At 38.1% G+C, this 10975-nt stretch carries 11 protein-coding genes; 7 read left to right on the top strand and 4 right to left on the bottom strand.

All coding sequences use genetic code 11. The features are described from left to right. The first annotated feature begins 166 nt into the window (after positions 1-166). From BW964_RS00380 to BW964_RS00350, 7 genes are all read left to right on the top strand, one after another. Entirely contained in the window at positions 167-2404 is a 2238-nt protein-coding gene (locus BW964_RS00380; protein ID WP_076505352.1) for a reprolysin-like metallopeptidase, read from the top strand. Positions 2405-2987: 583 nt separating this feature from the next. After that, entirely contained in the window at positions 2988-3704 is a 717-nt protein-coding gene (locus BW964_RS00375) for a glycohydrolase toxin TNT-related protein (protein ID WP_076503832.1), read from the top strand. Positions 3705-3714: 10 nt separating this feature from the next. Next, the gene (locus BW964_RS00370) at positions 3715-4134 is read left to right on the top strand and encodes a hypothetical protein (protein WP_076503830.1); all 420 of its coding nucleotides are present in this window, start codon (positions 3715-3717) and stop codon (positions 4132-4134) included. 197 nt (positions 4135-4331) lie between these two features. Continuing rightward, the gene (locus BW964_RS00365) at positions 4332-4799 is read left to right on the top strand and encodes a pyrophosphohydrolase domain-containing protein (protein WP_076503829.1); all 468 of its coding nucleotides are present in this window, start codon (positions 4332-4334) and stop codon (positions 4797-4799) included. A 1-nt stretch (position 4800) separates the two neighbouring features. After that, on the top strand, positions 4801-5367 hold the full coding sequence (locus BW964_RS00360) for a TlpA family protein disulfide reductase (RefSeq protein WP_076503827.1): 567 nt from the start codon (positions 4801-4803) through the stop codon (positions 5365-5367). A 2-nt stretch (positions 5368-5369) separates the two neighbouring features. Then, a complete protein-coding gene (locus BW964_RS00355) occupies positions 5370-5975 on the top strand; it encodes a DUF4230 domain-containing protein (RefSeq protein ID WP_076503825.1) in 606 nt (201 codons plus the stop codon). Between the two features lie 12 nt (positions 5976-5987). After that, entirely contained in the window at positions 5988-6170 is a 183-nt protein-coding gene (locus tag BW964_RS00350; protein ID WP_076503824.1) for a hypothetical protein, read from the top strand. Positions 6171-6568: 398 nt separating this feature from the next. Here the strand turns inward: BW964_RS00350 and leuB are convergent, their stop codons facing one another. The 4 genes from leuB to BW964_RS00330 are packed head-to-tail and all read right to left on the bottom strand — an operon-like array spanning position 6569 to position 10881. Beyond that, entirely contained in the window at positions 6569-7693 is a 1125-nt protein-coding gene (gene leuB / locus BW964_RS00345; RefSeq protein ID WP_076503822.1) for a 3-isopropylmalate dehydrogenase, read from the bottom strand. Continuing rightward, positions 7674-8279, bottom strand: coding sequence for a 3-isopropylmalate dehydratase small subunit (gene leuD, locus BW964_RS00340; protein WP_076503821.1), 606 nt, complete (start codon positions 8277-8279; stop codon positions 7674-7676). Before leuD ends, leuB begins: the two co-directional genes overlap by 20 nt. Before the next feature lie 18 nt (positions 8280-8297). Further along, positions 8298-9686 carry a 3-isopropylmalate dehydratase large subunit gene (gene leuC / locus BW964_RS00335; RefSeq protein ID WP_076503819.1) on the bottom strand — a complete coding sequence of 463 codons (1389 nt, stop codon included), beginning with the start codon at positions 9684-9686 and terminating at the stop codon, positions 8298-8300. 31 nt (positions 9687-9717) lie between these two features. Further along, positions 9718-10881, bottom strand: a complete 1164-nt coding sequence (locus BW964_RS00330; RefSeq protein ID WP_076503818.1) for a 2-isopropylmalate synthase — start codon at positions 10879-10881, stop codon at positions 9718-9720. Positions 10882-10975 lie beyond the last annotated feature (94 nt).

The raw sequence follows: 10975 nt of genomic DNA, 5'->3' as shown, positions 1-10975 counted from the left end.
ACCTTTTACATCATATTGTATTTAATTTTTTCGAAAAAATAAAAATCACATTATTATTCAACATACAATCAATAAATTTAATTTACGCTTGCTTAAAATGTTACTAATGAGCGATTTCTGTAGTATTTTATTCACTAAATTTGGAATTGACAAACAAAATATTCACATGAAAAAACAACTATTGATGATCGGGATGCTTATGATCACAGGCATCACTTTCGCACAAACCGACCGCTTATGGTCCCCTACTTCGCAAAGAAAATCTGATGAAGTACTGGATAACAAAACTGACATTAACAACCCGAAAATTTTCAGCCTTGACCTCACCGGATTAAAGAATGTACTGTCAGCAGCCCCCAAAAGATTGATTGCAGGACAAAAATCACAAATCATTATTTCCTTTCCTAATGCTGAAGGGGAAATGGAAAATTTTAAAGTAGCGGAAAATCCTAATTTTGAACCTGAGCTCGCTGCAAAATATCCTGATATTAAATCCTATATGGGTCAAGGATTAGAGGGTTCAAGCTCAACAGTGTATTTCAGTGTTTCTTCATTGGGACTGTCATCTATGGAAATTTATGGTGATAAATCCGCTGTTTTCATTGAACCTTACACCAAAGATCTCTCTACTTATGTTGTTTACAAAAAGTCAGATCGAAAAGAAAGCTTAAACAAATTTGAATGTAAGGTCCTTGATGCAGCACAAAAAGGAACTTCCAAAGCTATTGCCGCTAAAAATGCCAATGATTCTACATTGCGAACTTTCAGGCTGGCGCTTTCCTGTACAGGAGAATATACTTCTTATTTCGGAGGCACAAAAGCACAGGCCTTAGCAGCGATGAATAATACAATGACCCGCGTAAACGGTGTTTTTGAAAATGATTTTGCAGCAAGAATGGTGCTTATTTCCAATAATGACGCTGTGATTTACACCAACGCGTCTACCGATCCTTACTCAGCATCTTCACAAAAAGAGAACTGGAGCTATGAACTGATGCAGACTTTGAACTCAACAATAGGAAATGCAAATTTTGATATAGGCCACGTATTCGGCAGAGACGGCGGCGGTGGTAATGCAGGCTGTATTGGTTGTTTATGCAGCAATGACACGTCTTATACAACACAGGGCGGAGTAAAATACCCCAACAACTATAAAGGAAGCGGATACACTTCTCCAGGTAATGGAGTTCCTTCCGGAGATACTTTTGATATTGATTACGTAGCCCATGAGATGGGACATCAGTTTGGAGGAAACCATACATGGTCTTACACTACTCAAAGTGGACTGCAGCCTATTGAACCCGGTTCAGGATCTACGATCATGGGATATGCCGGAATTACCGGCTATGACATTCAGCCCAATTCGGATGCTTTCTTTCATGCGATAAGCATTGAGCAAATCACTAATAATATCAAATCAAAAACCTGCTCTGCAAATACCGGTACAGGAAACTCCATCCCAACAGCTAATGCAGGACTTGACTATACCATTCCTAAAAGCACTCCCTTTATGCTAACCGGATCAGGGACTGATGCAAACGGAGATTCACTTACGTATATCTGGGAGCAGATGGACAAAGGAACCTCCTCTCAAACAGCAGCTAATTCTGCGGCAACCGCTACAAAAACAGCAGGCCCTACCTTCAGATCATGGACGCCTACTACTTCTCCGGTAAGATATTTCCCTAGAATGGCTTCAATCCTGGCCGGAGCTACCACTACAGCAGGTTCTGAAATCAATGTCGAAGCTTTATCTTCTGTTGCAAGAACATTAAATTTCAGATTCACCGTAAGAGATAACAAAGTAGGTGGAGCGGGAAATAATTCGGATGATGCTAAAATAACAGTCAGCAGCGCAGCCGGACCTTTTAATATCACAACCCAAAATACAGCCGTTTCTTATACTGGCGGAAGTTCCCAGACTGTAAACTGGAATGTGGCAGGTACCACCTCCAATGGTATCAATGCAGCTAACGTAGATATTCTTTGGTCTGCCAACAACGGAACCACCTGGACTACTCTTCTTGCCGGAACGCCTAATGACGGATCACAGGCTGTAACGATTCCAAATGTATCAACAACAACAGGGAGAATCATGGTCAAAGGATCGAATCATATCTTTTTTGACATCAACAATGCCAATATTACAGTCAATGCAAGTGCCGGAAAAGCAATTCAGGACTCTAAAGAGGTCATTACTGATATTAAAGTATATCCTAATCCGGTAAAAGATCTGCTAAACATTTCCAACACAACATCCGAAGATTATAAGATTTTCGATATGGCCGGAAAACTAATCAGCTCAGGAAAACTCGAAAGAGGAAGCGTCAATGTAAGCAACCTTGTCAAAGGAGCTTATGTGATTCAAATTGGAGACACTACCAAGAGATTCATAAAAAATTAACCACTTATTTATAATCTGAAAGACCGTTCAACACCTGAGCGGTCTTTTTTGTAAGTCACAAACAATGCAAATGGTACAAAAAATGGGTTTAATAACCAGAAAACAAGATAAAGTACAACTAAAGTAGCCCTCAACATTATTGTTTAGCTTTCCCGTAAAATAATTAGTAATAAATAAACATTTATCGTTAAAAAACACCTATTAATACATTTTAAATATTCATAATATTTTATTTTATAAAATTCTCTATTATTTGAGTTTTTTAATTTAATTTTATCGCTCAAAATTAGACTTCTGCTGTACCGTTGAACCAGCTTATTTAAAGGAATTTCTGAAACTGAATTTTCTTGTCGGTGATAATGCATCCGTTTATTTCCATCTCATCTTTAATACCAATTCGTTAATGTATAGACCTGGTGTTTCTATCGAAAAAAAACGCAGCTCAATCGAATGATACCGTACAGTATCTTTTAATTAATCAATCCATTATCCATAAGTATGACCGGACTGAATTATTTTTCAGAAAAAGATGATCAGCAAATTGCTTCAAAAAAAACAATAATAACCATTAAAACTTTTTACCATGAAACATTTATTTAAGTACTTTCTATTTTTCACAATGGCTTCTTTGTCAATAGCGTGTAGCTCGGACAGAGAAGAAGAAATTAACACTTCAACGGGAGTCGTTACGCATGTATTTTATAAAAATGCTGATGAATTTGCATTAACCTATGACCCTGCCGGAGCCATAAATCAAACCATCAGAAATCAGGCATTTGATTTATACAAACTAGGAAAATGGACCGAACTGGAAGCGCTGTTTAACGCTAATAACCTGAATGGCGGCTGGCCACCTGCCAACGGTGGATACAACATTTATGACGATGTTTCATTTCAGGCCGGACAAAAATTTGACCGATACAGTGGTGCCGTCGGCAGCTATGATGGAACAGGAATTCCTACTTTGGGCGGAAGTTTCACAAGCCCTATCATTAATGGATATGTTTATACTTTTTCTCAAAGAGCTTTAAATCAAGCTGAAATCAAGTATGATTTTTACTATGAAATAGATGTTTTGAATAATTTACTTCCTTTCAAATCTCAGGTAGGCGATGTCATTCCATGGTTCAATCAAGCTGGCGGAGGCAAACAGACGATGTGGAAAATCCCGATCGATGTGGCAACAGGTTACCAGAAGACCTGGAACAAACTGGCTCAGGAAGGATACGTAAGAATCACCATCAAAAAAAGTCCTAGCGGAAAATATAATAACTTAGCAGGCACCGTTATTCAGCAATAAATAAATTCTCATGTACTCCATATCAAAAAAAATACATCTCCTGAAACAGGCTGCCATTGCTAAGAATTTTTTCAGCAATGATGAAATTTCGCGATCAGCAGCAACAGAATTTACCTGTTGTGACTGTGGTCATCATAACACCATAGAAATAGTGCCTTATGAATCAGGATTTCCCATTGTTCAACTTTATAATGAAGATAAAGTAGTATCTCAAAGTGAATTGCTGCACAACAAATTAGTTACCGAAACGTCAGGTAGAATGCTCCATTTTGGAGCATTAACAGTCAATGATTTACCAACGCTTTATTTTGGAACCGACTGTGAGTCCTGTCATTCAAAATATGTCTGCGTATTTAGTTACGGAGAAAAACAGCCGGGTTTAACCGTCTTAAATATCTCTGGAATTTGGAAATATGAGGAATTGAGATAATTTATTTTGAACATACCACAAATCACAGCTTATCAGCTGTGATTTTTTTTAATTCATAACCCAGAAATTTAATTCATCTGAAAAATCCAGACCATTGACATCAGTGATTTTTTTCACGACTCTATCTGTTACAATCTGCTTCCCGTATTACAAATTTTCCAAAATCGTTTTCTATCTTTGCGTAAATAATAAAATTCATGGATAAAATTGACAGTCTGAACCAAGTTGCAGAATTCCACACCACTTTTAAAGCTCCTATTTTAGATACCCCACAAATCCCTTCTCAGGATAGATGCAACCTTAGAGTTGAACTTTTGCAGGAAGAATTGAATGAATTAAAACAGGCAATCGCAGATAATGATATCGTAGAAATCGCTGATGCCCTGTGTGATCTTCAATATGTTTTAAGCGGAGCTGTCCTTGAATTCGGACTTGGCAGTAAATTTGTAGAGCTATTCAACGAAGTACAGCGTTCCAATATGTCTAAAGCTTGTGACAATGAGCAGCAGGCAGAGGAAACAGTCGCATTTTATAAAGAAAAAGATGTAGAATCTTTTTATGAAAAATCCGGAGAGAAATTTAATGTTTACCGAAAGGCAGACCATAAAGTCCTTAAGAATAAGTACTATTCTCCTGCAGATTTAAAAACAATTATCGAAAAATAATATGAAAAAATTTATTACCAATATTGTTGCCGTTTCAACCCTTGTTCTGGCATCCCAACAGCTCAGCGCCCAAAAAGTGGTAATGAACCGTGAAGTGGAAACCCAGAATGACGGCAAAATGCTTTTAGGAAACCAATTCAAAGAACAGTTCCTTAAAGCTCCCTATGCAGACTGGTACGTAAAGGAACATGACGAATATGTCATCGACCAGAAAGCCATCGGCGAACTTAGAAAAGCAAAACTTACCAGTTATTCCATCGTTGTCTTTATGGGAACCTGGTGCGAAGACAGCCACAGGGACTTTCCAAGGCTGATGAAAATTTTAGAGGAACTGAAATATCCGGATAACAAGCTTACCATTATCGCTGTAAACCGCAAAAAAGAATCTCCTACCGGAGACGAGGGACGCTATAACATCCAGAAAGTTCCTACTATCATTGTAGAAAAATATGGAAAAGAGATCGGAAGGATCATCGAAATGCCTACGACCGGATATATAGAAAGAGATCTGGTTCAAATTCTGAAAAAAGATGACGGCTCTGTAATCAAAGAAATTTTTAACAAATAGTGTTGAGAAATTATAAAGTAATCATATCATTTGCAGCGGGAATTCTCGCTATGCTGATTCTGTTCTTCGGACTGAAATCATTTTTAAACCTTGGGGGAAAGACGGAAAAGTCAGATTATTATATTCTGACGAACCAGATATCCAAAATGAATAAAATGGTGGTCATGGAGCAGGATATATCCAGCATGCAGAAAACAAAAATGGGCTACGAAGTGTTTGGAAAAGAAGTATCCAACAACAGCATTATTACGTACACCAAAACCAATGCGCAGGTATCTTATGATCTGAACAAAATGAAGATGGAAGTAGATTCCATTAATAAAAAATTGATTATTACTGAGCTTCCTGATGCTGATATAAGAATCACCCCAAGCGTGGAAATTCAATCACTGGATGATTCTTTCTTCAACAGAATCTCTGAAAAAGATATTAAAAATGTGACCCAAAAAGCGAAGGAAACCGCGGTTAATTCTGTCAATCAGAACCAGCTGAGAACTGAAGGGCACAAACAATTAATAGAAAATCTTAATAATATTTTCGTTTTGGCAAAAGCTTTGAATTATACTATAGAAGACGAAACCGGCAAGCTCGGCGTTTTAGGACTCTAAAAATATAAAGCTATGGATTCAGAAGATAACAAAAAGAAAGAATCTGCAAACAATGCAGAAACCCAAAAGCAGAATGAGGATTTTCAAAACATTCCTGCTTCATCAGAAAAAAGTAATCCGCCTGATATTGATAAAGAAGACGTTCAGAAGCCTTCAAAAAACAAATCGGGAAAAACGGATAATACTAAAAAATAAACCAAAAGGTTCCGCTCAATTGAGCGGAACCTTTTTTATTGAGAACTTGTAATCCCAAAAGTCACAGAAGCTTTTTTAAAAAGTTAAGTTATTTTAAAGAAAATGCATGGCTTATATACAACACTTAAGCTCCTGTGAAAATCTACGATCTACCTTACTGCTATAGTAAATCTGTTAAGCCATTTATTGAGAAGCACTCATCATTCCCCTCCTCCGGAGGGGTGGCGAAAATTCAAAGAATTTTTGACGGGGTGGTCAAAAACAACAAGCATTTTTTAATCATTAAGGTTTTAAAAAAGGCGTAAAAAGAAAATGTATGTCATCTGAGAAAACAGAAAGGTTCTACTTAAACAAGCTGAACCTTTCTCACTAATCTATTATTATATGGACTTAAATGATCATACGATGGTGGATTTTCCGATCTTGATATTTTCAAAATTGTAATATGATTTTTCTGAATATTTAATATAATCAGCAATAAAACTTCCCACTTCACTTGTAGAATAATGCTGTTCCGTATTAAGATCTACCGTAACATATCCGTTTTCTATAGCGTGCTCCACTGCTCTTCTTAATTTATCCGCCGCTTCCGGAAGCTCCAGATAATCAAGCATCATGGCTGTACTTAGAATCGAGGCTACGGGATTGGCAATGCCTTTTCCTTTGGCTTGCGGATACGAACCATGAATCGGTTCAAAAAGTGCATTTTCCTCACCGATTGACGCTGATGGAAGAAGCCCGATAGAGCCTCCGATAACACTGGCTTCATCTGAAATGATATCCCCGAACATATTTTCAGTTAAAATAACATCAAACTGTTTAGGATTCAGGATCAGTTGCATAGCGGCATTATCTACAAATAGATACTCAAGCTGTACATCAGGATACTGGGAAGCAATTTTCTGACACGTTTTCCTCCAAAGCCTCGAAGTATCCAGAACATTCGCCTTATCAACCAAGGTAAGCTTCTTTTTCCTTTTCTCTGCTTCTTGAAAAGCCATATGGGCGATGGGAATAATTTCTTCAGTGCTGTATTTACAGACGTCATAGGCATATTTACCATCCGGATCTGTAAATTTTTCTCCAAAGTAAATACCACTTACCAATTCTCTGAAAATCTGAATATCCGTTCCTTCAATAATCTCTCTTTTTAAAGGACTTTTATCAATTAATGACGGAAATGTTTTCAAAGGCCTGATGTTGGCATATAATCCTAATTCTTTGCGGAGCTTCAAAAGACCCTGCTCAGGCCTTACCTTGGCCTCAGGATTATTGTCGAAAACCGGATCTCCGATGGCCCCGAACAATACGGCATCGGAATCTTTGCAGATTTTCAATGTTTCGTCAGGAAGCGGATCTCCAGTTTTAAAAATGGCTTCAGCACCCATTAAACCATAGGAATACTTAAATTGGCATTGGAATACTTCTGCTACAGCATCCAGTACTTTAATACTTTCACTCACCACTTCGGGTCCTATCCCATCTCCGGGAAGAACTGCTATTTTAAAATAACTGTTGCTCATACTTTTGTGTTTTTAGTTCAAATTCTTTGATTGCCTGTTTTTTGCTGATTAAAAAATCAATGTCGTCATAGCCATTGATGAGGCATATTTTTTTATAAGAATCAAGTTCAAAAGTTTCCGTTTTCCCATTGAAACTGATGATCTGCTGCTCTATATCCACCGCAATCTGTGATTCAGGATTTTCAGTAATGGTTTTTAAAATCTCTTTTAAAAACTCTTCAGAAACTTTTACCGGAAGAAGTCCGTTGTTTAAAGCATTTCCTTTAAAAATATCGGCAAAATAACTCGATATAATGACTTTAAATCCATAATCTGTCAAAGACCAGGCTGCGTGCTCCCTGCTGCTTCCACATCCGAAATTATTTCCGGCAACCAGAATTTCACCGGTATATTTAGGATTGTTCAATACAAAATCGGGATTTGGTTCCCCTGTCTGAATCGCAAACCTCCAGTCTCTGAACAGGTTTTCTCCAAAACCTTTTCGGTCAATGCTTTTCAGGAATCTGGCAGGAATAATCTGATCCGTATCTATATTTTCTGCCGGTAACGGTACTGCGCGGGATTGTATATATATTAATTTTTGCATGTTGTCTGTTTGATCTGTTTAGTTTAAGCTTTCAAAAGCCGAAATCCTTCCTTCTATAGCTGCTTTCGCTGCTGTGAGCGGACTGGCAAGAATCGTTCTGGCACCCTGTCCCTGTCTTCCTTCAAAATTTCTGTTCGAGGTTGAAACACAATATTCTCCTTCCGGGATTTTATCATCATTCATCGCAAGACAGGCGGAACATCCGGGCTGACGAATCTGAAATCCTGCATCATTGAAAATCTTATCCAGGCCTTCTTCATAAATTTGTTTTACCACCTGCTGCGAACCCGGAACAATCAGGGCTTTTACATTGTCAGATTTATTTTTCCCTTTAATATATTGGGCTGCAGAACGAAAATCTTCTATTCTGGCATTGGTACAGCTTCCGATAAAAACGTAATGTACCTGAATACCCGAAACTTCCTGACCAGCTTTTAAGCCCATATACTGAAGCGCTTTTTCTTCGGATTCATTCTGAGGGACAGGGATTGCTTCATGAACCGAAATTCCCATTCCAGGATTAGTTCCATACGTGATCATTGGAAATATTTCTGAGGCATCAAAGGTTAATTCTTTATCAAAAGAAGCTCCCTGATCAGTTTTAAGCGTTTTCCAATAGGCTAATTTCTCGGTCCACTCCTCTCCTTTCGGGGCAAATATTTTTCCTTTTACATAGTCAAACGTCGTGGCATCCGGAGCAATCATTCCGCCTCGGGCCCCCATTTCGATACTCATATTACAAACCGTCATCCTCCCTTCCATAGACATTTCTTCAAAGACATTTCCTGCGTATTCACAGAAATAACCCGTCCCGCCATCGGTTCCTATTTTGGAAATAATATAAAGAATCACATCTTTGGCCTGAACATTTTCATTGAGTTGACCATTGACTGTAATCCGCATAGATTTAGGCTTATTCAACAACAAACACTGGCTGGCAAAAACCTGTGCCACCTGACTGGTCCCAATACCGAAAGCAATAGCTCCAAAGGCACCATGCGTGGAAGTATGGCTGTCTCCGCAGACAATACTCATGCCCGGCTGGGTAATCCCCAATTCAGGAGCGATGATATGGACAATTCCCTGATACTGATGCCCCAATCCAAACAATTCAACTTTGTTTTTTTTGCAGTTCTCTGTAAGCTGCTCTACCTGATTTCTTGATAACTCATCTCTGATCGGCTGTTCCTGATTGAGCGTGGGAACATTGTGATCTGCTGTAGCGACGATCTGTTTAGGTCTGAAAACTTCGAGATTTCTTGCTTCCAGTTCGGCAAAAGCCTGAGGACTTGTCACCTCGTGGATCAGGTGTTTATCTATATAAATAATTTGAGGCCCGTCGGGAATAGTTTCTACAACGTGAGCATCCCAGACTTTGTCAAAAAGTGTCTTTCTATTAGTATCCATATTCAATTTTCCTTGATTTTAAAATCAATTATTATCCTATTTTTCTGCTGGAGGTTTCCATCATCATATACAAATCATCATTTTTCACCTCTTTTTTCATGTCAGCGATTTTCAAAAACTCCTGATACAGATAATCCAATTCATCTTTGGTGATATCATAACCGATATGTTTAAACCTGTACGCCAAGGCAGAACGTCCGCTTCTCGCTGTAAGAATAATAGATGAAGCATTAACCCCCACTTCTGCGGGATCTATGATTTCATAAGTTTCTCTGTTTTTTATAACACCGTCCTGGTGAATTCCTGAACTATGAGCAAAAGCATTGGCTCCGACAATGGCTTTATTAGGCTGTACCGGCATTCCCATAAGGTCAGAAACCATAATACTCATTTCATTAAGCATTTTGGAATTGATGTCTGTGTAAAGATTTAAGTCTTTATGTTGTTTTAAAATCATGACGACCTCTTCCAGAGCGGTATTCCCTGCTCTTTCTCCTAATCCGTTGATCGTACATTCAATCTGGCGCGCTCCGTTAATAGCTCCTGCAATTGAATTTGCTGTCGCCAGTCCTAAATCATTATGACAGTGGCAAGACAAAACCGCTTTTTCAATTCCTTTTACATTTTCCTTCAGGTATTTTATTTTCTGACCATATTCTTCAGGAAGGCAATAACCGGTAGTATCAGGAATATTAAGCACTGTAGCTCCTGCTTTGATGACTTCTTCACACACCTTTGCCAGATAAGCATTATCCGTTCTTCCTGCATCCTCTGCATAAAATTCTACATCTTCCACGTAGCTTTTCGCATATTTTACGGCTTCTACAGCACGTTCAAGAATATTTTCTCTTGTTGAGTTGAATTTATATTGAATATGAGAATCAGAAGTTCCGATTCCGGTATGAATACGTGGCCTTTTTGCCCATCTTAGTGCTTCGGCTGCTACATCAATATCTTTTTTGTTGGCTCTTGTCAGTCCGCAAACTTTTGCATTTTTTACCAGTTTTGAAATTTCTGAAACAGATTCAAAATCTCCGGGACTTGAAATAGGAAAACCAGCCTCTATTACGTCAATCCCTAGCTTATCGAGTTTTTCTGCGATCATCAGTTTTTGTTTCGTATTCAGTTTACATCCGGGAACCTGTTCCCCATCCCTCAGCGTAGTATCAAAAATTTCGATTTTTTCAGAATTCATAATGAAGTTTTTTACTTAATTTTGATCAAAACTACTGCTTACAATATTTCTATATTTTCATTTTTTCAGAAAATTACAATATTCAAAGGCTGAT

This window comes from Chryseobacterium shigense (genome assembly GCF_900156575.1).
GTDB lineage: Bacteria > Bacteroidota > Bacteroidia > Flavobacteriales > Weeksellaceae > Chryseobacterium > Chryseobacterium shigense.
This window is presented reverse-complemented; position numbering and strand designations above follow the sequence as displayed.

What these genes read in the sequence shown, in the direction of transcription:
- leuB (WP_076503822.1), bottom strand. Translation starts at nt 7,693, where the DNA reads ATGAGCAACAGTTATTTTAAAATAGCAGTTCTTCCCGGAGATGGGATA.
- BW964_RS00350 (WP_076503824.1), top strand. Translation starts at nt 5,988, where the DNA reads ATGGATTCAGAAGATAACAAAAAGAAAGAATCTGCAAACAATGCAGAA.
- BW964_RS00330 (WP_076503818.1), bottom strand. Translation starts at nt 10,881, where the DNA reads ATGAATTCTGAAAAAATCGAAATTTTTGATACTACGCTGAGGGATGGG.
- BW964_RS00360 (WP_076503827.1), top strand. Translation starts at nt 4,801, where the DNA reads ATGAAAAAATTTATTACCAATATTGTTGCCGTTTCAACCCTTGTTCTG.
- BW964_RS00380 (WP_076505352.1), top strand. Translation starts at nt 167, where the DNA reads ATGAAAAAACAACTATTGATGATCGGGATGCTTATGATCACAGGCATC.
- leuD (WP_076503821.1), bottom strand. Translation starts at nt 8,279, where the DNA reads ATGCAAAAATTAATATATATACAATCCCGCGCAGTACCGTTACCGGCA.
- BW964_RS00375 (WP_076503832.1), top strand. Translation starts at nt 2,988, where the DNA reads ATGAAACATTTATTTAAGTACTTTCTATTTTTCACAATGGCTTCTTTG.
- BW964_RS00365 (WP_076503829.1), top strand. Translation starts at nt 4,332, where the DNA reads ATGGATAAAATTGACAGTCTGAACCAAGTTGCAGAATTCCACACCACT.
- BW964_RS00370 (WP_076503830.1), top strand. Translation starts at nt 3,715, where the DNA reads ATGTACTCCATATCAAAAAAAATACATCTCCTGAAACAGGCTGCCATT.
- leuC (WP_076503819.1), bottom strand. Translation starts at nt 9,686, where the DNA reads ATGGATACTAATAGAAAGACACTTTTTGACAAAGTCTGGGATGCTCAC.